Annotated in this window: 21 protein-coding genes; 10 read left to right on the top strand and 11 right to left on the bottom strand. The window is 70.8% G+C overall.

Translation table 11 applies throughout. The features are described 5' to 3' along the window. Window positions 1–9: 9 nt before the first annotated feature. The 5 genes from IFU30_RS01625 to IFU30_RS20805 form a co-directional block, all read right to left on the bottom strand. Window positions 10–534, bottom strand: coding sequence for a GrpB family protein (locus IFU30_RS01625; protein WP_124767931.1), 525 nt, complete (start codon window positions 532–534; stop codon window positions 10–12). Window positions 535–638: 104 nt separating this feature from the next. Further along, window positions 639–1706, bottom strand: a complete 1068-nt coding sequence (locus IFU30_RS01630; RefSeq protein WP_192004082.1) for a LacI family DNA-binding transcriptional regulator — start codon at window positions 1704–1706, stop codon at window positions 639–641. A gap of 86 nt (window positions 1707–1792) precedes the next feature. Beyond that, window positions 1793–2677, bottom strand: a complete 885-nt coding sequence (locus tag IFU30_RS01635) for a sugar phosphate isomerase/epimerase family protein (RefSeq protein ID WP_192004083.1) — start codon at window positions 2675–2677, stop codon at window positions 1793–1795. Further along, complete coding sequence (locus tag IFU30_RS01640) at window positions 2674–3771, bottom strand: Gfo/Idh/MocA family protein (protein ID WP_192004084.1); 1098 nt, start codon at window positions 3769–3771, stop codon at window positions 2674–2676. The genes IFU30_RS01635 and IFU30_RS01640 overlap by 4 nt, the downstream gene beginning before the upstream one ends. 52 nt (window positions 3772–3823) lie before the next feature. Further along, window positions 3824–4636, bottom strand: a complete 813-nt coding sequence (locus tag IFU30_RS20805) for a sugar phosphate isomerase/epimerase family protein (RefSeq protein ID WP_124767935.1) — start codon at window positions 4634–4636, stop codon at window positions 3824–3826. Between the two features lie 184 nt (window positions 4637–4820). Here IFU30_RS20805 and uxaC point away from each other — a divergent pair, with 184 nt between their 5' ends. The 3 genes from uxaC to manD all read left to right on the top strand — a co-directional run bounded on the left by uxaC (window position 4821) and on the right by manD (window position 9024). Then, entirely contained in the window at window positions 4821–6239 is a 1419-nt protein-coding gene (gene uxaC, locus IFU30_RS01650) for a glucuronate isomerase (protein WP_192004085.1), read from the top strand. Window positions 6240–6244: 5 nt separating this feature from the next. Beyond that, the gene (locus IFU30_RS01655; RefSeq protein WP_342450784.1) at window positions 6245–7705 is read left to right on the top strand and encodes a mannitol dehydrogenase family protein; all 1461 of its coding nucleotides are present in this window, start codon (window positions 6245–6247) and stop codon (window positions 7703–7705) included. 80 nt (window positions 7706–7785) lie between these two features. Then, complete coding sequence (manD, locus tag IFU30_RS01660; protein WP_192004086.1) at window positions 7786–9024, top strand: D-mannonate dehydratase ManD; 1239 nt, start codon at window positions 7786–7788, stop codon at window positions 9022–9024. A 116-nt stretch (window positions 9025–9140) separates the two neighbouring features. Here manD and IFU30_RS01665 read toward each other — a convergent pair whose 3' ends face one another. From IFU30_RS01665 to IFU30_RS01680, 4 genes are all read right to left on the bottom strand, one after another. Next, window positions 9141–10031, bottom strand: a complete 891-nt coding sequence (locus tag IFU30_RS01665; protein WP_192004087.1) for an EamA family transporter — start codon at window positions 10029–10031, stop codon at window positions 9141–9143. 239 nt (window positions 10032–10270) lie between these two features. After that, complete coding sequence (locus tag IFU30_RS01670; RefSeq protein ID WP_079704451.1) at window positions 10271–10675, bottom strand: RidA family protein; 405 nt, start codon at window positions 10673–10675, stop codon at window positions 10271–10273. Window positions 10676–10832: 157 nt separating this feature from the next. After that, window positions 10833–11606 carry an IclR family transcriptional regulator gene (locus IFU30_RS01675; protein ID WP_192004088.1) on the bottom strand — a complete coding sequence of 258 codons (774 nt, stop codon included), beginning with the start codon at window positions 11604–11606 and terminating at the stop codon, window positions 10833–10835. Then, on the bottom strand, window positions 11603–12652 hold the full coding sequence (locus tag IFU30_RS01680; protein ID WP_192004089.1) for a sugar kinase: 1050 nt from the start codon (window positions 12650–12652) through the stop codon (window positions 11603–11605). The genes IFU30_RS01675 and IFU30_RS01680 overlap by 4 nt, the downstream gene beginning before the upstream one ends. 158 nt (window positions 12653–12810) lie before the next feature. On the opposite strand from IFU30_RS01680, the gene IFU30_RS01685 reads away from it, so the two are divergent. The 4 genes from IFU30_RS01685 to IFU30_RS01700 are packed head-to-tail and all read left to right on the top strand — an operon-like array spanning window position 12811 to window position 17955. Next, window positions 12811–14115: an amino acid deaminase gene (locus IFU30_RS01685; RefSeq protein ID WP_192004090.1), complete on the top strand. Its 1305-nt coding sequence runs from the start codon at window positions 12811–12813 to the stop codon at window positions 14113–14115. 23 nt (window positions 14116–14138) lie between these two features. Beyond that, window positions 14139–14798, top strand: coding sequence for a bifunctional 4-hydroxy-2-oxoglutarate aldolase/2-dehydro-3-deoxy-phosphogluconate aldolase (locus IFU30_RS01690; RefSeq protein ID WP_124767943.1), 660 nt, complete (start codon window positions 14139–14141; stop codon window positions 14796–14798). Beyond that, window positions 14795–16435 (top strand): N-acyl-D-amino-acid deacylase family protein, encoded by a 1641-nt coding sequence (locus IFU30_RS01695; protein ID WP_342450785.1) that lies wholly within the window; start codon window positions 14795–14797, stop codon window positions 16433–16435. Before IFU30_RS01690 ends, IFU30_RS01695 begins: the two co-directional genes overlap by 4 nt. Before the next feature lie 47 nt (window positions 16436–16482). Continuing rightward, window positions 16483–17955, top strand: a complete 1473-nt coding sequence (locus IFU30_RS01700) for a GntP family permease (RefSeq protein WP_086472615.1) — start codon at window positions 16483–16485, stop codon at window positions 17953–17955. Between the two features lie 199 nt (window positions 17956–18154). Here the strand turns inward: IFU30_RS01700 and nucS are convergent, their stop codons facing one another. Together nucS and IFU30_RS01710 are read right to left on the bottom strand one after the other, a co-directional pair. Then, the gene (gene nucS / locus IFU30_RS01705) at window positions 18155–18850 is read right to left on the bottom strand and encodes an endonuclease NucS (RefSeq protein ID WP_064294112.1); all 696 of its coding nucleotides are present in this window, start codon (window positions 18848–18850) and stop codon (window positions 18155–18157) included. Between the two features lie 95 nt (window positions 18851–18945). Further along, the gene (locus IFU30_RS01710; RefSeq protein WP_192004091.1) at window positions 18946–20190 is read right to left on the bottom strand and encodes an MFS transporter; all 1245 of its coding nucleotides are present in this window, start codon (window positions 20188–20190) and stop codon (window positions 18946–18948) included. Window positions 20191–20315: 125 nt separating this feature from the next. On the opposite strand from IFU30_RS01710, the gene IFU30_RS01715 reads away from it, so the two are divergent. The 3 genes from IFU30_RS01715 to IFU30_RS01725 all read left to right on the top strand — a co-directional run bounded on the left by IFU30_RS01715 (window position 20316) and on the right by IFU30_RS01725 (window position 23146). Continuing rightward, entirely contained in the window at window positions 20316–21383 is a 1068-nt protein-coding gene (locus IFU30_RS01715) for a LacI family DNA-binding transcriptional regulator (protein ID WP_274498961.1), read from the top strand. 78 nt (window positions 21384–21461) lie between these two features. Then, entirely contained in the window at window positions 21462–22748 is a 1287-nt protein-coding gene (locus tag IFU30_RS01720) for an amidohydrolase (protein WP_079704463.1), read from the top strand. After that, complete coding sequence (locus tag IFU30_RS01725; protein WP_124767949.1) at window positions 22745–23146, top strand: YbjQ family protein; 402 nt, start codon at window positions 22745–22747, stop codon at window positions 23144–23146. The genes IFU30_RS01720 and IFU30_RS01725 overlap by 4 nt, the downstream gene beginning before the upstream one ends. Window positions 23147–23148: the final 2 nt, after the last annotated feature.

Raw genomic sequence — 23148 nt, forward strand, 5'->3', positions numbered from 1 at the left:
GGGGCGGCCCTACTTGTCCCAGGCCTCGGTCGGCGGCAGGCCCCGCGCGGTGCGTTCCTCATTCAGCAGCGCTTCGATGAGCGGGAGTTTCGCCGCCGTGTAGGCGCGGCCGTCGTCGGTCCTGGCGAGCTCCAGCTTGAGCTCCTGATACCGGCGCCGAGCGGATGCGTCGTGCAGTAGCTTGTCTCGGAACAGCCGCTGGTTGCAGTGCTCCCACGCGTCTGGGCCGAACATGTGGAGGATGTGCGTGCGACGGGCTCGCTCTGAGCGGACGTACACGGCATGCGTCTTCGGTCCCGCGGCGTTCGGCTCGTACCCGAGCCCGGCCAGGAGCGGTCCGAGGGCGAACGGGTCGACGCCTGCCATCGCTCTCGCGGCGAGGTCGATGATCGGCTTGGCGACGAGACCAGGGACGGCGGTGCTCCCGATGTGCTCGATCGCGTCGACACGTCCGTCGAGGACGTCCGAGAGTCGCGCCGCCTCGTGTCGGAACGCCGTCGCCCACGCCGTCCGGTGCGGGCTCAGCTCGATCATCGGATCGAGCGTACCCCGCGGTCGGTCCCCGGGCGAGGGACCGTCCCGGTCCCTGAGCCCACCCCGGTCCCTGAGCCTGTCGAAGGGCTGGGTGACGGCGGGGATCAGTCCGAGGGCGGCGGAGCGGTCGACTCGCGCATGATGAGCGTGGTCGCGAGGTCGGTGATGGTCGGGACGGCGGTGCCCCCGAGGTGCGCGAAGAGGGTCTGCACGGCGTAGGAGCCGGAGGCGATGTGCGGGCTGCGGATCGAGGTGAGTGCCGGTGTCGTGAAGTCCGAACCGAAGATGTCGTCGAAGCCGATGAGGCTCAGCTGGGTGGGCATCTCGACACCACGTGAGCGCAGCTCCAGCATGATGCCGATGGCCAGGAGATCGTTGTACGCGAGGACCGCGGTGGCACCCGTCTCGAGCACGGCCGTCGCTGTCGCCCTGCCTGCGGCCATGTCGGGCTGTGTCGACGGAACCCGCACCGTCTCGATGCCGCGCTCCGCGCACAGTTCCCGTGTCCGGCTCCACCGATGCCGCGACATCCAGGACCGACCGGGGCCGGAGACGAACGCGAGCCTCCGGTGCCCGAGCTCGGCGAGGTGGTCGATCGCCGCGGTGAGGCCCGGGTCGATGTCGGCGACGATGCTGTCGACGTCGTCGACCTGACGGTTGATCACGACGACGGGCTTTTCCTGGCCCAGCGCGCGCACGTCGTCGGGCAGAAGCCTCGAGGTCGCGAGGATGAGACCGTCGACCGACGGCATGAGCCGCCTGGCGGTCAGCAGCTCCATCTCCGCCGACTCCTTGAACTCCGCGAGCACGAGCGTGTAGTTGCGCTCGGCGGCCTCACGCTCCGCGCCGCGGACGACGTCGAAGAACATCGGGTTCGTGATGTCGGCGACGATGAGGCCGAGCGTGCCGGTGCGCCCGGTGGGGAGCGCTCGGGCGGCGGGGTTCGCGACGTAGTTGAGCTGCTTGGCGGCGTCGTGGATCTTCTGCGCCGTCTTCTCGTTGATGCGGCCAGGGCGGCTCAGCGCCCGCGAAACGGTCGACGGGTTGACGCCGGCGAGCTGTGCGATGTCGTAGATCGTCGCGGCACGTTTCGTCCTCGCGGCCCCTGCCGTGGGTTCGGGCGTTCCGGGCTCGGGAGCGACCGTCTCCGCGGATGCGTCAGAGGTGCTCATGGGGCCCGCTCCTCTCGATCGCCGCCCTCGGCGACCTGAGCCATCGTACTGCCGCGGCCTCGGCGTGCGGGTTCAGGCCGGCCTGGTCAGCGGGTCGCGACATCGAGTGCGTGGCTGGCCCATTCGTACGACAGGCGGTGCGACTCGTAGACGCTCTCGACGCTCGGGAAGTCGACCTCGATCATGAAATCCCCGTCGTAGTCCGCGGGCATCGCCGCGACGATCGCGTCGAAGTCGAGCACACCGAGCCCGGGTTCCGCCCACAGCCGCTTCGTCTGCGACGTCTCGTGGTAGCTCAGCGCGCCGTCCGCTGCGCCGTCGAGGTGATCGGCGTACACATCTTTGATGTGGATGCCGCCGACGCGGTCGCGGTAGTCGGTGATCATCGCGACCGGGTCCGCTCCCGCCCAGCGAAGGTGCCCGGTGTCGGGCCCGAACCCGATGAGGTCCGGTCCGAGGGTGTCGAGCAGACTGCGGATCTCGTGCTCGGTCTCGAAGACACCACCGACGTGCGAATGGTGCAGGGGGCGGATCCCCTCGGCGAGCAGGACCTCGCAGGTGCGACCGACGTTCTCGACGGCCAGGTCGAGGCGCTCCTGGGAGAAGTCGGCGCCGGTCGCCGGCGTCGCCATGCGCGCCGGGATCGCCATCGAGGAGATCATCGTGCGGTCGAGTCCGAGGGAGGCCTGGGCCGCCCCGAACGCCTTCGCCGCCTCGAGGACCTCGGCCAGGTCGACCGTCTCGTCGAACGCGCTGCTGAACAGGCTGAGCGACGGTGCGAGGCCGTAGCCGCCGATCCACATGCGGTACTCGTCCGCGGTCATGCCCTCGGGGATGTCGGCCTTCACCGCGGTGAACCCGATGCGCTGGAAGTCGGCGAAGGCCTCCTCGAACACCTCGCGGGTCTTGCCGCGCGCACTCCAGTACGGGATGGGGTTCGCCGCCACCCGGTTCGTCCGCCGGGCGCTCATCGTGACACCGCCGCAACGGCGTCGAGGCGGACCGGCTGGCCCGTGCGTGCGGATTCGTAGAGACCGGTGATGATCGAGATCGCCTGGCGGTTCTCGGCCAGCGTCACGCGGAGCGGCTCCTCCCCGCGGATCGCGGCGAGGACGTTCCGGTACTGGCGCAGGTGCGCGTCCGACATCTGTCCGGCGACGCTCGAGCCCGCCTGCGTCTCGTCGGCGAACTGCGCCGCCTGGTTCGTGTCCTTGCCCTGCGAGCCGAAGAAGGCCTCGGCGCGCTCCATCCCCGCGGGGGTGGAGTGGAAGTACGTCAGCTGGTCGTTCTCGATGACCGCGGAGCCGCGGTCACCGTGGACCTGCAGCCGCGCGACGAGGCCCGGGTAGACGGCCGTCGAGCCGTGGATGACGCCCAGCGCGCCGGATGCGAAGCGGACGACACCGACCGCGACGTCCTCGGTCTCGATGCGCTCGTGGGCGAGGAGCGCGGTGTAGCCGAAGACCTCGACGGGGCGTCCGAGGAGGGCGACCAGCAGGTCGACCGTGTGCACGCCCTGGTTCATGAGCGCGCCGCCGCCGTCGAGCGCCCACGTGCCGCGCCAGTCGCCGGAGTCGTAGTAGCTCTGCCCGCGCCACCAGTCGACCGATGCGATGCCCGAGGTGATGCGCCCGAGGTCTCCGCGTTCGGCGGCGGCGAGGACGATCTCCGTCGAGGGGTCGAAGCGGTGCTGGGAGATGACGGTCACGACGGTACCGGCGCGCTCCTGGGCGGCGATGATGTCGTCCGTCCGCGAGACGGTGACGTCGGCCGGCTTCTCGATGATGACGTGCTTGCCGGCCTCGAGCGCCTCGATGGCGAGGTCGGCGTGCAGACCGGTGGGCGTGCAGACGACGACGATGTCGGGGTCGGTCTGCGCCAGCGCCTCCGTGAGGGTCGTGAACGCCCGTCCGCCGCGCTCGGCGACGAGGGCCTCCGCCTTCGCGAGCTCCGGGTCGGCGACGGCGACGAGTTCCAGCTCGTCGCGCAACTGGTCGATGACGATGCCGTGCTGCTTCGAGATGATGCCGGCGCCGGCGATGACGATGCGGTGCGGTCGGGACATGCGGGGGTTCGCTCCAGTTCTGTGCGTGGGGTGCGTCGGTGTCCGTGCCGGCTCAGGCGAGCTGGCGGAGGTGCGCGAGGGCGGCCTCGAGCTCCGGTTCGAAGTCCTCGAAGAGGCACTCGACGGTGATGGGGCCGTCGTAGCCGCCGTCTCGGAGGGCCGTGATGAATTCGGTGAGTGGCCAGTCGCCCTGGCCGGGCGGCCGTCGTCCGGCATCGGCGATGTGGGCGTGTCCGATGCGGGCGCCGAGGGCCTGGACGACGGCGAACGGCTCCTCCTCCAGCATGATGTGGAAGAGGTCGGCGACGACGGGCACACGGTCGATCCCGAACTCGTCGAGGAAGGCGACCGTCTCCTCGAGCGAGTTGAGCAGGTTCGTCTCGTCACGGTTCAGCGGCTCGAGGACGATCTGCAGTCCGTTCCGCTCCGCCGCGTCGCGCGTCTCGACGACGACCTCTGCGAACCTCGCGCGGGCGGCCGCGACGTCCACCCCGGTGGGGATGGTGCGCGCCGTACCGCTCCCGAACACGATCTTCGCGCCGGGCTCCGAGACCGAACCGATGATCGGCATGACGGCGTCGAGGTACGCGGTGACGCGTTCCGTCGGGAAGCCGGGGTCGGCGAGCGACAGGTCGCCGGGGAACAGGATCGCGAACGAGCCGCGTCGGACGCTCACGTCGTAGTCGGGGTGGCGCGTCCACCCGGCTCCGTCGGCGACGACGAGGTTGCCGACGATGGTCGGTTCCGCGTAGTCGGCTCCGGACGCGAACGCACCGGGGATGCGTTCGGAGGGGACGATCACGCCGTACCCCGTGAGCGGGTGCCGCTGGGCGGTCGCGATGTCGATACGAACGCTGCTTGCCACTGCAATCTCCTGTGATAGCCGGGTCTGCTCCTCGCGTCGCTGACGCGTTCCAGTGGTCCTGGACCACGACGGTTCCGGTCGGAAGCGGGATCAGTCTCGCAGACGGTCGGCGTTCCGGCAAGCGATTGCCAGCAGGGTGTGGCAATCGGTTGACAGACGGAGGCCTCACCGTTTCAATGGAGGCGTGCCGACGACGCTGCAGAACGATCCAGACCGCCTCCTCCCCGCCGACCCCGGGACGCGCGACGTCGCCAGGGCGCTCTACCGCTCGGTCGAGGCCCTGCCGATCATCTCGCCGCACGGGCACGTGGATCCGGCGATCCTCGTCGAGGACACCCCGTTCGCGAACGCCACCGAGCTGTTCCTCCGGCACGACCACTACGTCACCCGCCTGCTGCACGCCGCCGGGTTCTCCCTCGCGGACGTCGGCGTGCCCGACCTCGCGGAGGGTGGTGCCGTCGCCGCGCCGCGGGACGCCTGGCGACGGTTCTGCGAGCACTGGCACCTGTACGCCGGCACCGCCTCCGGGTACTGGCTGAGCTCGATCCTCGGTGAGCAGTTCGGCGTCACGGAGCAGCCGGACGGAGCGAACGCCGACCGGCTCTTCGACACGATCCACGAGGCGCTCCAAGCGCCGGCGTTCCGTCCGCGTGCGCTGTTCGACCGCTTCCGCATCGAGGTGCTCGCGACCACCGACGACCCGATGGACGACCTCGCCGCGCATGCCGCCCTCGCAGCGGACCCCACCTTCAGCGGGCGCGTCCTGCCGACCTTCCGGCCTGACGCGTACCTCGATCCGTCGAAGGCCGGGTGGGCGGAGCGGGTCGCTTCGCTCGCCGCCTGGAACGGGACGCCGGAGGGCAGCTACCGTGGCTATCTCGAAGCGCTCGCCGGGCGCCGTCGCCACTTCATCGAGCACGGCGCGGTGTCGGCCGACCACGGTGTCCCGCAACCACTCACGCTCGAACTCGACGAGGCGGACGCCGCAGCGCTGTTCGACCGCGCGCTGTCGGGGACCGCCGATGAGGCCGATCTCGAGCGGTTCGCCGCGCACATGCTGTTCGAGAGCGCCCGGATGAGCGTCGAGGACGGCCTCGTCATGACGGTGCACCCCGGCGTGCACCGCAACCACCACGCGCCGACGCTCGCCCGCTTCGGACCGGACACCGGGCACGACCTCCCGGTCCGCACCGACTACGTCCGCCCCCTGCGTCCGCTGCTGGAGCGCTTCGGCACGGCTCCGGGGTTCCACCTCGTCCTCTTCAGCGTCGACGAGACGAGCTACTCGCGGGAGATCGCGCCGCTCGCCGGGTTCTACCCGAGTGTCTTCATCGGCGCGCCGTGGTGGTTCCTCGACGCGCCCGACGCCGTCCTGCGCTTCCGGTCCGCCGTGACGGAGACGGCAGGGTTCTCACGCGGATCGGGGTTCATCGACGACACGCGGGCGTTCCTCTCGATCCCCGCCCGACACGACATGTCCCGGCGCCTCGACGCGTCCTTCCTCGCGCGACTCGTGCGGGAGGGGCGCATCGACGAGGCGACGGCCGAACGCATCATCCTCGACCTCGTCGTCGAGCAGCCGCGACGGGTGTTCAAGCTGTGAGCACCGTGACGAACGTGGACAGCGCTGCCGGAGCGCCGGGGGAGCAGGCGGTCCAGCGTCTGTCCCGCGCGCGGCTGCCCGAGTTCCCATCGGCACCGGTCCGGATCGTCCACCTCGGACTCGGCGCCTTCCACCGTGCCCACCAGGCCTGGTACACCCAGCTCGTCGACCCCGATCACGAGTGGGGCATCGCCGCCTTCACCGGCCGGAGCCCGCAGGCCGCAGTCGACCTGGACGCCCAGGACTGCCTCTACACGGTCGTCGAGCGCTCGGCGGACGGCGACTCGGCCACGATCGTCGGTTCGATCGTCGAGGCGCGGGACGGCGCCGACGTCGCACGGCTCCATGACCTCCTCGCCGCTGAGACCACCGCCATCGTCACCCTCACCGTCACCGAGTCCGGGTACCGGCTCGATGCCGAGGGCAAGCCGGACGCGTCGGATCCGGCGGTCGAGCGGGACGTCACGCTGCTGTCGGACGCCTTGGACGGCGGGGCGGAACTCCGCGATGCCCGACCGACGACGACGCTCGGCAGACTGCTCCTCGGCCTCGAAGCCCGTCGTCGTGCCGGGGCCGGTCCGATCGCGATCCTGCCGTGCGACAACATCGCCGACGGCGGTGCACTTGTCCGTCGCGCGATGCTCGCCCTCGCCGACCGGGTCCGCCCGGAGACCGCTCGGTGGATCGCCGACGAGGTCTCGTTCGTCTCGTCCTCGGTCGACCGCATCACGCCGCGTCCCACGCCTGCCGACGAGGCGACGGCCGCGACGCTCACCGGATTCGCCGATGCCAGCCCCGTCGTCACCGAGCCCTTCACCGACTGGGTGCTGAGCGGCGACTTCCCTGCCGGGCGGCCGGCGTGGGAGTCCGCGGGTGCCCGGTTCGTCGACGACCTCGAGCCCTACGAGCAGCGCAAACTGCGGCTGCTCAACGGCGCCCACAGCCTCCTCGCCTACGCGGGCCCGCTGCGCGGTCATGTGACGGTCGCCGAGGCGGTCGGCGACGAGCAGTGCCGGGCCTGGGTCGAGGAGTACTGGGACGAGACGGAGCGTCACCTGCCGGCCGACCTCGGGCTGACGGCGTATCGCACCGCACTCCTGGAGCGCTTCGACAACGCGCGCATCGAGCATCGGTTGCAGCAGATCGCCCTCGAAGGGGTCACCAAGCTGCGGGTGCGGATCGTGTCGACCCTCCTCGCGGAACGGGCCGCCGGTCGGCCGGGAACCGGGTCCCTGCGCGTGATCGCCGCGTGGGTGGCGGCCGTCCAGGGCGACGACCGCCCGGGCGATGCGAGCGGTGCCGCGGTCGCCGAGGCACTCCGGTTCCACGGCCGGGAGCGGACCGCGGCGCTCGTGCGCCTGATCGATCCCCGCATCCTCGACTCGGAGCCGGATGACGGTTCCACGCTCGTCACCGAGCTGGAGCACCTGGTCGACGAGCTGACCGGACGCCCACGGAACCCCTGACACCCGCCGCTGCAGCCGACCCGCAGTCCGTCGGAACCACCCCGGCCACATCGGCCGCAACGCACGAAGGAGTAGTACCCATGAACATCGACAAGGCCGAGGTCATCGTCACGAGTCCCGACCGGAACTTCGTGACGTTGAAGCTCACGACCGACGACGGCCTGACCGGCCTCGGGGACGCGACGCTGAACGGGCGCGAGCTCGCGGTGGTGGCGTATCTGACCGAGCACGTCGTCCCGCTGCTGCTCGGGCGCGATGCGTCGCGGATCGAGGACACCTGGCAGTTCCTGTACCGCTCGGCGTACTGGCGGCGGGGTCCGGTGACGATGGCGGCGATCGCGGCGGTCGACATGGCGCTGTGGGACATCAAGGGCAAGGCTGCGGGCATGCCGGTGTATCAGCTGCTGGGCGGGGCGTCCCGGACGGGGCTGCTCGCCTACGGGCACGCGTCGGGCAAGACGAACGAGGAGCTGTTCGACAGCGTGCGCGAGCACCAGGCGCAGGGCTACAAGGCCATCCGGATCCAGACGGCGGTGCCGGGGCTGAAGTCGATCTACGGGATCGCCTCCAACGCCACGTTCGAGGGCAACACCGGTGTCCGGTACGACCACGAGCCGGCGCAGCGCGGTGGCCTGCCGAACGAGGAGGACTGGGACACCCGGTCGTACCTGCGTCACCTGCCGACGGTGTTCGAGGCGGTGCGGAACGAGTTCGGGCCGGAACTGCCGTTGCTGCACGACGGGCACCACCGGATGACGCCGATCCAGGCCGCGAAGCTCGGCAAGAGCCTCGAACCCTACGACCTGTTCTGGTTGGAGGATTGCACGCCGGCGGAGAACCCGGAGGCGTTGCGTCTCGTGCGGCAGCACACGACGACGCCGCTGGCGATCGGGGAGATCTTCAACACGGTGTGGGACTACCAGCAGATCATCCGCGAGCAGCTCATCGACTACGTCCGCAGCGCGGTCACGCACACCGGCGGGATCACGCATCTGAAGAAGGTGCTCGACTACGCCTCGCAGTATCAGATCAAGTCGGGCATGCACGGGCCGACGGACATCTCGCCGGTCGGGATGGCCGCCGCGATGCACCTGGGCTTGTCGATCCACAACTTCGGCATCCAGGAGTACATGAAGCACGGCGAGAAGACCGATGCGGTGTTCCAGCAGTCCTACACCTGGGAGAACGGCATGCTCCACCCCGGAGATGCGCCCGGCCTCGGTGTCGACTTGGACGTCGACGAGGCGGGCAAGTACCCGTACCAGCGCGCCTACCTGCCCTACAACCGTCTCGCCGACGGCACCGTCCACGACTGGTGATCCCTGCGGCCAGCGCGGCGCGCTGACCCGGCCGCGCCCCTGTGGCGTGAGTGCGCCCCTCCGGAGGCCCGCGCTCACGTCACAGGGGGCGCGCTCACGAATGCCTCGAAACAGGGTCAGCCCGCGAGGAGGGCGACGCCGATCACGACGACGGTCGCCGCGGCGATCCGGCGCACCGGTCGGCCCTCGCGGAGCACGAGCGCGCCGAACAGGCTGACGAGGATGACGCTCACCTCGCGCATCGGTGCGACGAGCGCAACCGGCGCCATGGTGATGGCGACCAGTACGAGGATGTACGACATCGGTGAGAGCACCCCGAAGGCGAGGATGCGCGGCCAGTGGGCGCGCAGGACCGCCGGCAGCTCGCGTGCCCGTCGCCCGAGCGAACCGGAGAACAGCACGACCTCGACCGCGGTGCAGCCGACCATGTACGCGACGGGCGAGGCGCCCCACGTGCGGACGGCGTGCGCGTCCCAGATCGTGTAGGCCGCGATCGCGACCCCGGTGAGGAGTCCGAAGGCGACTGCAGGGTCGAGGCGTCGTCGCGTGGCGCGTACGTCGACGGCGACCGGTGACGGGTCGCTCCCGCGGTCGACGAACCCGATCGCGACGACGCCGACGACGATCGCCGCGACGCCGAGGAGCGCGAGCAGTGACGGGCGCTCGCCGAGCAGGAGGACGGCGATGATCACGCTGATCGTCGGGCCGGTGCCGCGTGCCGTGGCGTAGACGGTGGAGAGGCCCCCGCTGGCGTAGCCGCGTTGCAGCACGAGCATGTAGACGTAGTGCAGCACGGCGGAGACCACGACGCCGATGGCGAAGCCGGCGAGGTCGTCCGTACCGAGTCCGCCCGTGAACGGGACGACGACCGCCCACAGCGCGGTGCTCGCCACCGCTCCCCACCAGAGGAAGGGCATGCCGATCCGGCTGACGCCGTGGGCGACGATGTTCCACGCCGCATGGCAGACCGCGGCGGCGAGGACGATGGTGACGGCGAGCAGAGACACGTGAGACCCTTCCGATCCTCGCGGGCGCGACGATCAGGGTCCTCCGGGCTTTTATCCTGTCAGATGACGGTCGTCGGCTGGCCGCCGACCGTGGCGCCGCTCGGACCAGTCGAGCTGTCGCTCCGGAACCCTAGGCGCTATCGCGCACCACGCTACCAGCCTCCCGGCGAGGCGTGTTCGCTCGCCCGAAGATGGGCGAACGAACGCTCGGTCGCCCAGAAACGGGCGAACGGCCTGCGTCAGTCGACGATCGCGATGGCGTCGATCTCGACGAGCATCTCCTCGCGCGGCAGGCCGGTGAAGACCGTGGTCCGGGACGGCAGCACGCCACCCTGCACGCGCGAGCCGACGAACTCGCCGTAGGCGTCGTTCATGATCGCGAAGTCCTCGCGCTTGGTGAGGTAGACGCGCAGCATCATGACGTCGTCGAAGGTCGCGCCGCCGGCCGCGAGGATCGCCTCGACGTTCTGGAGCGTGCGGGTGGTCTGCGCGGCGACGTCGCCCGGGAACAGGTACTCGTTCGTCGCCGGGTCGACGGGGCCCTGGCCGGAGACCTGGACGAAGTTGCCCTTGCGGACACCCTGGGAGAAGGTGTGCGCGGGAGCCGGGGCGTCGGTGGTGGAGATGGCGGTGCGGTCGGTCATGGGGGTGTGTCCTTCGGTTGGTGGCCCTTCGACAAGCTCAGGGGCCGGGGTGGGTGGTCAGGGACGGGGTAGGTGGCCCTTCGACAAGCTCTGGGACCGGATGGTGGGGCTCAGGGGCCGAGGTCGGCGGGGGCTCAGGGATGGGAGCGGCGGGAGGTCAGGCGGTCGCGGGGGCCTCGGCGGGCGCCGGCGGTGCGTAGCCGAGTTCGGCGGAGATCGCGGTCGTGGTGGCGAGGAGCTGCGGCAGGAGGGCGCGGACGCCGCTGTGGGGGAGCACCATCGTCGGGACCGAGATCGACACCGCCGCGGTGACCCGGCCGTCGGGCCCGAAGACCGGCGCGGCCACGCAGTTCATGAAACTCTCGTGCTCCTCGTGGTCCTCGGCCCATCCGCGTTCGGTCGAACGCTCGATCTCGGCGAGCAGGGCGTCGGCGTCGGTGATGGTCTTGTCGGTGTACCGCTCGAAGACGATGCCGGTGACGACGCGTCGACGCTCCGCCTCGTCGAGTCCACCGAGGAGGACCTTCGCGACCCCGGTCGCGTACAGGGAGGCGGGCAGGCCGACACGCGAGTACATGCGGAGGGGCTGACGGGACTCGACCTTGTCGATGTAGAAGACGGAACCGCTCTCGTAGGCGGCGAGGTGCACCGTCTGGCCCGTGGCCGCCCCGAGCGCCCGGATGTGCGGAGCGGCGACGCCGCGGACGTCCTGCTCGTCGAGCGCGGTCTGGGTCAGCTCGAACATCGCCCGCCCGAGGTGGTACCGGAACGACGCGTCGCGCGTGACGAAGCCGTGCTCCTCGAGCGTGTTGAGCAGGCGCAGCACCGTGGTCTTGTGCACGCCGGCCGTCGCCGCGAGCGCGTCGAGGGAGTTGGTGCCCGAGACGATCTCGCGGAGGAGGTTGAGGGCCCGGGACAGCGATTGACTCATGCGTCGATCATCCCGTGCGCGCCGACCGTGGTCCACGGCAGCGGGTGGTCCGCGGTGATCCGCCACGACGCCCATTCCTCATCGGACGCCTCGACGATGGTGTCCACGCCCTGCGCGTCGGGCACGAGCTCGGGGCGGTCGCCGTGGCAGATGAGCGTCGACGCCGCGACCGCGTGGCCGAGCCGCGTGCAGGCGGTGTCGGAGCGACCCGAGGCCAGGCCGGCGAGGTAGCCGGCTGCGAACGCGTCGCCCGCACCGACGGTCTCGACGACGTCGACCGACAACGACCGCACCTCGATGCCCGCCTCGGAGTCACGGTGGAGGGTGGTCGCTGCGTTCTCCTCGTCCTTGAGCACGATGCGCTGCAGGGTCGGCAGCTCGGCGAAGAGGCGGGCGGCGTCCGTGTGGCCGAAGAACAGCTCCGCTTCGTCGACGCCGAGGAACAGGACGGACGCCTGGTCGAGCAGGCGGTGCAGCGGGGCGGTCGAGCGACGCTCCCAGAGGCGCGGCCGGAAGTTGAGGTCGACGCTCAGGACGGTGTCGCGGGGGAGCGCGTCGCCCAGCTCGCCGACGAGCAGCGCCGTCGAGTCGGAGAGCGCCGGGGTGATGCCGGAGGTGTGCACGATGGCGGAGGCGGTGATGGCCGCCCGGGTCGCCTCGTGCCGCAGGGTGTCGGCGCCGAGCTGCGACGCTGCGGACTCGCTGCGGTAGTAGTGCATCCGCGGCCGACGGTCGCCGTCGGCGCTCATGACCGTCTCCTTGACGTAGAGGCCGGTGGGCCGGTGGTCGTCACGTTCGACGGCGTCGGTGAGGACACCGTCGTGCCGGGCCGTCTCGAGGATGTAGTCGCCGAACCCGTCGTCGCCGAGGCGCGAGATCCAGTGGGTGGGGACGCCCAGGCGCGCGAGGCTGGAGGCGACGTTGAACTCGGCACCGCCGACCCCCGTCCGGTATTCGCGGGCTTCGGCGACCGGGAGCTGGTTCTCGGGCAGGAGGACGACCATCGCTTCGCCGATCGTGCTCACGGTGGACGGTGACGTCGTCATCACGGTTCCCCTCGCGTCTCGGCCGGGTCCGGTTGACGGCCTGTGGACGCAATGCTAGAACAGATGTAGCGCCGGATGCAATGTACGTTGCAAGATGCGCAACGCTAGGTGCTTACGACGTCGGCGGGTGCAGCGCTCGATCGCGGAACGAGGAGTAGATGACGGACGACTTCGATGCCGGCTCGCTGGGCGTGCTCGACGGCAGCCTCAAGGGCTTCCCGCCGGCGTCCGTCGGGACCGACGCCGCCACGTTCCTCGCCGGTCGGCCGGCGCTGGCAGACTTCACGACGCCGCTCGTCACGCTCGACCGCTCGGCGGTCACCGACAACGTCGAGACCATGCGGCAGTGGTGCGACCACGCAGGAGTGGGCCTCGCGCCGCACGGCAAGACGACGATGAACCGCGCCCTGTGGCAGCGTCAGCTCGACGCGGGTGCCTGGGGCATCACCGTCGCGACCCCGTGGCAGCTCTCCGTCGCGCTCGACTGGTCGATCCCCCGCGTGATGTTGGCCAACGCCCTCGTGCAGCCCGAACACCTGCGCGCCGTCGGACGGTCCCTCGACAGCGGGGACGCCGAGATCGTCGTGTGGGCCGACTCCGTCCGAGCCGTGCAGATCATGTCGCGCGTGCTCGCCGAGCAGCCACCCCGTCGCCCCCTCCACGTGCTCGTGGAACTCGGTGCGCCGGGCGGCCGAACCGGAGCCCGGGACCAGGCCACCGCGCTCGAGATCGCCGAGGCCGTCGTCGCCTCGCCCGAGCTCGCGCTCGCCGGCGTCAGCGGCTACGAGGGGGCCCTCGCGCACCACGGCGACGACGGTTCGCTGCAGATCGTCCGCGACTACCTGGAGTCGCTCGCCGCTCTCCACGACGCGCTCCTCGCAGGCGGCCGGTACGACGAACGTGTCCGGACGCTCATCGTGACCGCCGGGGGCAGCGCCTACTTCGACGTGGTCGCCGAGGTCCTCGCCGGACTGCGCGACCTCGACGGTGCTCACGGACGCGCCGTGGAGGTGCTGCTGCGGTCCGGCGCCTACGTGACCCACGATGACGGCTTCTACCGCGGGATCACCCCGCTCGGCCGCCACGAGGGCACCGGCGACTTCCGCTCCGCGATCCACGGCTGGGCGACGATCGTCTCCCGCCCCGAGCCCGGCCTCGCGCTCGTCGACGGCGGGAAGCGCGACTTCCCGTTCGACGAGGGGCTCCCCGAGGTGCAGGGCGTCCGCCGCGCCGGGTCCGCCACCGTCGAACCGCTCCCGGGCGCGACGACCACAGCCATGAACGACCAGCACACCTTCGTCTCCCTGCCGCCCGGCAGCGACGTCGAGGTCGGCGACGTCATCCGCCTGGGCCTCTCCCACCCGTGCACCACCTTCGACAAGTGGCGTGCCCTCGTGGTCATCGACGACGTCCGTCTCGCCGAACCGAGCGCCGTCGACGCCGTCACCACCACCTTCGGCTGAGCCGAACCGAACAGGAGCCCCGCATGACGCTCGAGACCCCTCCCTCCACGCCGCACGCCCTCGACGCCTTGTACGCTGACCGTGCCATCGCCGTCGTCCGCGTGCCCGTCATCCCCGACCCGGTCGAACTCTGCCGGGCGCTCGCCGCGGGCGGGATCCGCAGTGTGGAGTTCACCTTCACCACGCCAGGCGTCGAAGCGCTCATCCGCGCCGCGGCCGACGCGATCGGCGACCACGGGGCCGTGATCGGCGCGGGGACGGTCGTGGACCGCGACACCGCGCAGCGCGCCGTCGACAGCGGTGCGCAGTTCCTGGTCACGCCCGGTCTGAGCGAGGAGGTGGCCGAGGTCGCCACCGCCGCCGGCATCCCGTTCCTGCTCGGTGCGATGACGCCGAGCGAGGTCATGCGCGCCGCGTCGCTCGGTTCCCACGCGGTGAAGATCTTCCCGGCCGCCGCCATGGGGCCCGGCTTCCTCAAGGACCTCAAGGGCCCGTTCCCGGGTCTCCGGCTCGTGCCCTCGGGCGGACTGCACGCAGGCAACGCCCGGGAGTACATCCAGGCCGGCGCAGCCGCCGTGACCGCGGGGTCGAGTGTGGTCGGTGCGGCCGACGTCGCCGCGGCGGACTGGGCCGGGGTCACCGAGCGTGCGACCGCCTTCACCTCGGCGGCCCTCCTGCCGTGACGTCGCGACCGGCGGACGATGCGCGCACGGTGGTCATCCGCGGCGCTCGCATCGTCGACGGCACCGGCGGACCGAGCGTGCACGGGTCGCTGCTCATCGACCGGGACCGCATCATCGCGATCGGGGCGTCCGCCGAGGCCGACGCGCCCGCCGACGCCCTGATCATCGACGCCGACGGTCTGATCGCGTCGCCCGGCTTCATCGACATGCACGCCCACTCCGACCTCGCCGTCCTTCGCGACCACGAGCACCTCGCCAAGGTCTCGCAGGGCGTCACCACGGAGGTCCTCGGACAGGACGGGCTCTCCTACGCCCCGACGGACGACCGCACCATGGCCATCGTCCGGCAGCAGATCGCCGGCTGGAACGGGCAACCCGGCGACGTCGACTTCGCGTGGCGGACCGTCGGCGAGTACCTCGACCGGGTCGACCGCGGAGCCGCGCTGAACGTCGCCTACCTCGTGCCGCAGGGCTCCGTCCGGATGCTCGTGGTCGGCACCGAGAACCGGGCTGCTACCGCTGACGAGATCGCTCGCATGCAGGAGCTCGTCGCGGCGGGTCTGCGGGAGGGGGCCGTCGGCATGTCCTCCGGCCTCACCTACGTGCCCGGCATGTTCGCCGACACCGAGGAGCTCGTCGCGCTGTGCCGCACCGTCGCGGAGCACGGCGGCTTCTACGCCCCGCACCAGCGCTCGTACGGCAAGGGCGCGCTCGAGGCGTACGCGGAGATGATCGACATCAGTCGTCGTTCCGGGTGCGCGCTGCACCTCACGCACGCGACGATGAACTTCGGCGTCAACGCCGGCCGGGCCGCCGAACTCGTGGCGCTCATCGACGCCGCCATCGCCGACGGGGTCGACATCACGCTCGACACCTATCCCTATCTGCCAGGTTCGACGACCCTGTCGGCGTTGCTGCCGAGCTGGGCGGCGGTCGGCGGGCCGGACGCGACGATCGAGCGCCTGGGTGACGACGACGTCCGTGCGCGGATCCGATACGAGCTCGAGGTGCTCGGCACGGACGGTTGTCACGGTGTCGTCACCGACTGGGCCACGATCGAGATCTCCGGCGTCGCGAACCCCGCGCTCGCCGGCTTCGTCGGGCGGACCGTCGCCGACATCGCCGCCGAGGATGCGGGACACGCGTGGTCGGGCGACCCGACGGCCCTGTTCTTCGCGCTGCTCGAAGCCGACCGGCTCGCGACCGGCATCCTCCAGCACGTCGGCGACGAGGCCAACGTGCGCACGATGATGGTGCACCCGGCCCACACCGGCGGAAGCGACGGGATCCTCGTCGGTGCAAAGCCGCACCCGCGTGCCTGGGGCACCTTCCCGCGCTACCTCGGCCACTATGTCCGCGAGGAGGGTGTGCTCGGGCTGGAAGACGCCGTCGCCCACCTCACCTCGCGTCCGGCCGCGCGTCTCGGTCTCAGCGACCGCGGCGTGCTCCGCGTCGGAGCCGTCGCCGACCTCGTCCTGTTCGACCCCGCGACTATCGCCGACCGCGCGACGTTCGCCGAACCCCGCCAGCAGGCCGCCGGCATCCCGTGGGTCTTCGTGAACGGGGCCGCCGTCATCGCCGACGGTCGACGTACCGACGCCGTCCCCGGTCGCTCGATCCGCCGCAGCCCGGCCTGACCGCTCCCTCGTCCCTCCCCGCGCCCACAGACACAGAAGGTCCTCCCATGCCCATCACCGCCCTCGCGCGCAGCGTCGTAGCCGCCGCCGCACCAGCCCCGAGCGATCCCATCGGATGGCTGCAGCAGACCACCCCCGGCCTGCTCATCCTGTGCGCGGTCGCCATCGCGGTGCTGCTGTTCCTCATCATCCGGGTGAAGCTCGAACCGTTCATCTCGCTCTTCATCGTCGGCATCGGCCTGGCGCTCGCGACCGGGACGAGCATCTACCAGATCGTCGGCGTGGCCGTGCCGGACCCCTTCGACGACGAGCAGATCAAGCCGGGGGCGTCGCTCCTCGAAACCGGCTTCGGCGGGATCCTCGGGCACATCACGATCATCATCGGTCTCGGCACCGTGCTCGGTGCGATCCTCGAGCGCTCCGGCGGTGCGGACGTCCTCATCCGGAAGCTCCTCGGCCGCTTCGGGGAACGCGGCGCTCCGATCGCGATGGGGCTCACCGGTCTCATCTTCGGTATCCCCGTGTTCTTCGACGTCGGCATCTTCGTCCTCGCGCCCCTCGTCTACATCACCGCGCGTCGCGGCGGGAAGTCGCTCGTGCTCTACGCGCTCCCGATGCTCGCCGGCCTCTCGATGACGCACGCGTTCCTGCCGCCGCACCCGGGCCCGACGGCGCTCGCCGGCACCTTCGAGGTCGGGCTCGGCTGGCTCATCCTCATGGGATTCCTCTGCGGCATCCCCGCCTTCATCGCGTCGGGCATCGCCTGGCCGCTCTGGATCGGGAAGCGCGTCATGGTCTCGGTTCCCGAGGAGTACGTGCTGGAGCCCGAGGACGACGCCCCCGAGCGCAAGGACGTCTCGCTCTGGAGCGTCGGTCTCATCATCATCACGCCGATCCTGCTCATCCTCGCCGCCACCTTCGGTGCCCTCGCCCTCCCGAACGGCCCGGTCCTCGAAGCGTTGACGCTCATCGGCAACCCCGCGGTCGCGCTCACGATCGCCGTCTGCCTCGCGTACTACGTGCTCGGGGTGCGGCGCGGCATGACGCTCGCCGAGCTGGGCGAGCTCTCCGGTCAGTCGCTCCGGCCGATCGGCATGATCCTGCTCGTCGTCGGTGCGGGTGCGTTCTTCGGCGCGGTCATCTCAGCGACGGGTGTGGGTGCGGCACTGGCCGAGGTGCTCGGTTCGCTCGGCCTGCCGATCATCGTGTCCGCGTACCTCATCAGCTCCGGCCTCCGCATCGCGCAGGGTTCGGCGACCGCGGCCATCGTGATCACGGCGGGGATCCTGCAGCCGGTCGTGCTCGCCGGCGACTACTCGCAGCCGCAGCTGGCGCTCATCGGCATCGCGATCGCGGCGGGGTCGATCACGCTCTCGCACGTCAACGACGGTGGGTTCTGGATCATCGCGAAGTACTTCAACATGTCGGTGAAGCAGACGCTCGCGACCTGGACCGTGCTCGAGACGATCCTCTCGGTCGTCGGCTTCGGGATGGTCGCCCTCATCTGGCTGTTCGTCTAGTCCGAGTCGTGACCGTCGGTCCAGTGCCTTTCTCAGGAGTGTCCGGGCGTGTCTGTGCCTGGTGAAGCCGGCGCGCCGGAGGACTCCTGAGAAAGGTCACTGAGCGGTAGGTGGTGCCGTTCTCAGGAGTTTCCGGGCGCGTCGGTGCTTGGCGAAGCCGACGCGCCGGAGGACTCCTGAGAAAGGGACCCAGTCGACGTCAGAAGAGGCGGGAGTCGCTGTCGTCGAGGCCGCGCATCGCGTCGTAGTCGAGGACGACGCAGCGGATCCCGCGGTCCTGGGCGAGGGTGCGCGCCTGCGGCTTGATCTCCTGGGCGGCGAACACGCCCTGCACGGGAGCGAGGAGCGGGTCGCGGTTCATGAGCTCGAGGTAGCGGGTGAGCTGCTCGACGCCGTCGATGTCGCCGCGGCGCTTCAACTCGACCGCGACGGACGCCCCGGTCGCGTCGGTGGCGAGGATGTCGACCGGACCGATCGCGGTCATGTACTCGCGGCGGATGAGCCGGTATCCGTCGCCGAGGAGTTCGATCTGCTCGGCGAGGAGCTTCTGCAGGTGCGCCTCGACGCCGTCCTTCTGGAGGCCCGGGTCGACGCCGAGTTCGTGCGCGCTGTCGTGGTGGACCTCGTGGATCGACACGATGAGGGCGTCGCCGGTCTTCTTGTGCGTGACCTTCCACAGCTCGGTGATCCCGGCCGCGGCCTGCGTCTCGTCGGGCTCGACCGTCGTGAGCACGCAGGGTGGGCTCATCCAGTTGAGCGGCTTGTAGGAGCCGCCGTCGGAGTGGACGAGCAGGCTGCCGTCGTTCTTCACCATGAGCAGCCGCTTGGCGAGCGGCAAGTGAGCCGACAACCGTCCGGCATAGTCGACCGAGCACTCCGCAATCACCAAACGCACGACGACGAGCCTACCGCGACACCGTCGCGCGTCCATTCGCCCATGTTCGGGCGACGGAACGCTGAATCGCCCGAACATGGGCGAACGAACTGCGGTCAGCGCTTGCGGCGGCTGCTCTCGCGGGCGGCCGGAGAGGCCAGGCCGGCGAACACGATGAGTACGAGCACGACGAACAGGGCGTTCAGCAGGCCGATGGCGTCGCCGAGGATGCCGATGAGCGGCGGACCGACGAGGAACGCGCAGTAGCCGATCATCGCGACGGCACTCACCCGTGCCGCAGCGCGCTTGGAGTCATCGGCCGCGGCGGACATGCCCACCGGGAACCCGAGCGAGGCCCCGAGGCCCCACAGCACGGTTCCGAGGACCATGAGTCCGGTGACCGGCGTGAGGATGAACAGGACGAGTCCGGCGATCGCCGCACCGGCCGACACCTGCAGCACCGGTACCCGGCCGAAGCGGTCGATGAGCGGCCCGCCGACGATGCGACCGACGGTCATCGCGGTGACGAACACGCCGTAGACGAGCGCGCCGGTCGTGTTGCTCTGCTCGTGGCCGTCGACCACGGCGAGTGCGAGCCAGTCGTTTGCGCTGCCCTCGGCGAAGGCCATACCGAGCATGATGACGCCGATGAGGATGAGCCGGCCGTCCGCCCAGACCGACAGGCTCTCGCGCAGCCGCTCCCGCCACGGCGCCTTCGGGGCCTCGTCGAGTTCGTCGGCGACGACCTGCTCGGCGGGGACGAAGCGCACGGCGACGACGGCGACGATCGCGATGACGACCGCCATGACGAGCGCGTGCCAGAAGACCTCGAGGCCGGCTGCGGACGCGAGTGCGCCGAGTCCTGCTCCGGCGACCGTGCCGAAGCTGAAGCACGCGTGCATCAGCGGCATCACCGTCTTGCCGAGCTCCTGCTCGGCCGCGGCGCCCTCGACGTTCATCATGACGTCGAGCGCTCCGTTCCCGAAGCCGAAGATGATCAGGCCGACGAGCACGAGGCCGGCAGTCGGGACGAGGCTCGCGCCGATCCCGATGAGGAGCAGCCCGACGGCGATGAGCCCGAGCGTCAGTTGCATCCCGTGCCGCGGGCCGAGCCGTCCGAGGATGTGCTGCGAGGCGATGAGGCCGAGGATCGACCCGATCGACATGCCGAGGATGAGGAGTCCGACCGTGCCGGTGGTGAGGTCGAGGTTGTCGCGGATGGCCGGGAGGCGGGCCACCCAGGTCGCGATGCTGAGGCCGCTCAGGGCGAAGATCACGAAGATCGCGTTGCGCCAGGCGAGGAGCTCGCGGCGTGGGCGCAGGGCGACGGGTGCGGTCGGCGGGTTGGTCGGCTCTGACACAGGGTCCTCGGGATCGGTGCTGGTGCGCCTGGGCGCTCGGTGGAGCGGGGTGGTGAGGCCCGTGCATCTGGGTGGATCTGACGAGAATCGAATCGATTCGATTCCGTCGACTAAGCTAGCAGATCGTGGACCAGGAATCACGCCCCTCGCGACCGACGCTCGCCGATGTCGCCGAGCGCGCGGGGGTGTCGCCGTCGACCGCCTCGCTCGCGTTCAGCGGCGCCGGACCCGTCTCCGAAGCGACCAAGCAGCGGGTGCTGCAGGCTGCGGCCGACCTCGACTACGCCGGCCCCGACCCCCGGGCCCGTTCCCTCCGCCAGGGACGCAGCGGCATCGTCGGAGCCGTCGTCGCCGGCCGGATCGGGCACTCCTTCCGCGACCCGGTGATGGTCCAGACCCTCGACGGACTCGCCGACGAACTCGGCGCGGTCGGTGCCGGTCTGCTGCTCCTGAACGACGCCCAGGAGGGCACGCTGCAGTTGAGCAACGCACCGATGGACGGCGTCGTCCTCATCGGCTGCAGCCCGAACCTCGACAGCTCGGTCGCGATCCTCAGCCGACGGGGGATGCCGATCGTGTCGATCGAAGGACTCGCAGCCCTCGGCGTCCCCGACATCGCCGTCGACAACCGCGGCGGCGTGCGTGAGGAGGCGCGACACCTCGCAGATCTCGGCCACGAGCGTGTCGCCGTCGTCACCCTCAACCTCGACCCGACCGAACGCCGCGGCCCGCTCACGCCCGAGTGGGAGCGATCCGCCACGACGGTCCCGGCGATCGAACGCTTGCAGGGCCTCCGCGACGTCTTCCCCGACGCGCAGGGGTTCGTCACCACGGGGTCATCGCTCGAGGAGGGACGGGTCGCCGGTCACGCCATCCTCGACGTTCCGGCGGGTGAACGCCCGACGGCGATCGCCGCACAGAGCGACCTCCTGGCCGCCGGCGTCATCCGCGCAGCTGAGGAACTCGGCATCTCCGTTCCCGCGGAGCTCAGCGTGGTCGGGTTCGACGGCATCCGGGTCGAGGGGCTCGACTACGACCTCACGACGGTGTGGCAGCCCTCCCGGGAGAAGGGGTCGGCCGCCGGCCGCGCGATCGTCGCCATGCTCGACGGCCGCGATCCGGAGTGCGAGCAGTTCAGCGTCCGCTTCCACCCTGGAGCGACGACGGCACGGGTCCCCGCTCCACAGCTCTGAGTCCTCGCCGGGGTTTCGAGCCCCCTGCCGTGCGGCTGACCCGCCCCGTAGGGTGGAGGAGACGCTCGAAGGAGACCCATGACCGACCAGCCCATCGCCACCGCAGCACTCGTCCAGCAGGAGGCGGCGTCGCTCGCCGTGTCGCTCGCACCGGTGTACCAGGATCTGCACGCCAATCCGGAGCTCTCCTTCGCGGAGCACCGGACGGCCGCCCTGGTCGCGGATCGCATCACCGGCCTCGGGTACGGGGTCGCGACGGGGATCGGCGGCACCGGTGTCGTCGGTGTCCTGGAGAACGGCGAAGGACCGACGGTCCTCCTGCGGGCCGACATGGACGGCCTGCCCGTCCTGGAGGAGACAGGCCTCGACTACGCGAGCGTCGCGCGCGGGGTCGATCCGGAGGGCAACGACGTCCCGGTCATGCACGCCTGCGGCCACGACGTCCACGTCACCTGTCTGCTGGGTGCCGCCGAACTGCTCGCCGCACGGCGCGACACCTGGTCCGGGACACTCGTCGTCCTGTTCCAGCCGGCCGAGGAAGCCGGCGGCGGGGCGCAGGCGATGGTCGACGACGACCTCTACGCACGAGTCCCGAAGCCCGACATCGTGTTCGGCCAGCACGTCGGTCCGCTGCCGGCCGGTGTCGTCGGCACGCACGCCGGTCCGTCGTTCGCCGCGACCGACGCCTACCGCGTCACCTTCCACGGCCGCGGCGGGCACGGATCCCGCCCGCAGTCGACGATCGACCCGATCGTGATGGCGGCGTCGGCGGTCGTCCGCCTCCAGAGCATCGTGTCCCGCGAGGTCGCCGGAACCGACACCGCGGTGCTCACCGTCGGCACGATGCACGCCGGCACCAAGAACAACATCATCCCCGACACCGCGCAGATCGGCGTCAACATCCGCAGCTACGAACCGCACGTGCGCGACCGCGTCGTCGGCTCCATGGAGCGCATCATCCGGGCCGAGGCCGCAGCATCGGGCGCCGAGCGGGAACCGGTGATCGAACACACCGAGGCCTTCCCGGTGCTCGTGAACGATCCCGCGGCGACCGGCGCGGTGACGGCGGTGTTCGCCGACGCGTTCGGTGCCAACCGCGTCGTCGACCCCGGTCTCGTCACGGGGAGTGAGGACGTCGGCATGCTCGCGACGGCCGCCGACGCTCCCATCGTCTACTGGATCCTCGGGGGTGCCGACCCACAGGCCTTCGCGGCGGCCTACGCCTCGGGGCGCATGGAGCAGGACCTCCCCGGCAACCACTCCTCGAAGTTCGCTCCGCTCATCCACCCCACCCTCGACACCGGCATCGCAGCGCTCTCGCTCGCGGCACTGTCGCGTCTGGCCGGAACGGCGGCCACCGCATGATCGTCGTGACGACGGACACCGTCGCCGGACACCGCATCGACGCCGTCCTCGGCGAGGTCGTCGGGCTCACCGTGCGAGCTCGCGACTGGGGCTCCTCGATGTCGATCGGCTTCTCGGCGCTCGGCGGCGGCGAGGTCCCGGGGATGACCCAGCTGCTGTTCGAGTCCCGCCAGGAGGTCATGCGACGCCTGGTGGCCGACGCGGAACAGCGCGGCGCGAACGCGGTCCTCGCGATGCGTCTCGAGACCACCGACATCGGCGGTGCGTGGACGCAGCTGACCGCCTACGGCACCGCGGCGTACCTCGTCCCGATCCCCGCAGGCGAGCCCGGAGCGACCGGCCAGTCCGCCTACGCGGCGAAGCAACCGGACGCCCCGAAACCACGCGGCGACGTCTGACG

Source organism: Plantibacter sp. CFBP 8798 (assembly GCF_014841195.1).
GTDB classification, from domain to species: Bacteria; Actinomycetota; Actinomycetes; order Actinomycetales; family Microbacteriaceae; genus Plantibacter; species Plantibacter auratus.

Excerpts from the sequence above, each read along its gene's own strand:
- IFU30_RS01630 (WP_192004082.1), bottom strand. The coding sequence starts at position 1,706 with ATGAGCACCTCTGACGCATCCGCGGAGACGGTCGCTCCCGAGCCCGGA.
- IFU30_RS01670 (WP_079704451.1), bottom strand. The coding sequence starts at position 10,675 with ATGACCGACCGCACCGCCATCTCCACCACCGACGCCCCGGCTCCCGCG.
- IFU30_RS01625 (WP_124767931.1), bottom strand. The coding sequence starts at position 534 with ATGATCGAGCTGAGCCCGCACCGGACGGCGTGGGCGACGGCGTTCCGA.
- IFU30_RS01685 (WP_192004090.1), top strand. The coding sequence starts at position 12,811 with ATGACGGACGACTTCGATGCCGGCTCGCTGGGCGTGCTCGACGGCAGC.
- manD (WP_192004086.1), top strand. The coding sequence starts at position 7,786 with ATGAACATCGACAAGGCCGAGGTCATCGTCACGAGTCCCGACCGGAAC.
- IFU30_RS01640 (WP_192004084.1), bottom strand. The coding sequence starts at position 3,771 with ATGTCCCGACCGCACCGCATCGTCATCGCCGGCGCCGGCATCATCTCG.
- IFU30_RS01680 (WP_192004089.1), bottom strand. The coding sequence starts at position 12,652 with ATGACGACGTCACCGTCCACCGTGAGCACGATCGGCGAAGCGATGGTC.
- IFU30_RS01700 (WP_086472615.1), top strand. The coding sequence starts at position 16,483 with ATGCCCATCACCGCCCTCGCGCGCAGCGTCGTAGCCGCCGCCGCACCA.
- IFU30_RS01675 (WP_192004088.1), bottom strand. The coding sequence starts at position 11,606 with ATGAGTCAATCGCTGTCCCGGGCCCTCAACCTCCTCCGCGAGATCGTC.
- IFU30_RS01635 (WP_192004083.1), bottom strand. The coding sequence starts at position 2,677 with ATGAGCGCCCGGCGGACGAACCGGGTGGCGGCGAACCCCATCCCGTAC.
- IFU30_RS01725 (WP_124767949.1), top strand. The coding sequence starts at position 22,745 with ATGATCGTCGTGACGACGGACACCGTCGCCGGACACCGCATCGACGCC.
- IFU30_RS01690 (WP_124767943.1), top strand. The coding sequence starts at position 14,139 with ATGACGCTCGAGACCCCTCCCTCCACGCCGCACGCCCTCGACGCCTTG.
- IFU30_RS01720 (WP_079704463.1), top strand. The coding sequence starts at position 21,462 with ATGACCGACCAGCCCATCGCCACCGCAGCACTCGTCCAGCAGGAGGCG.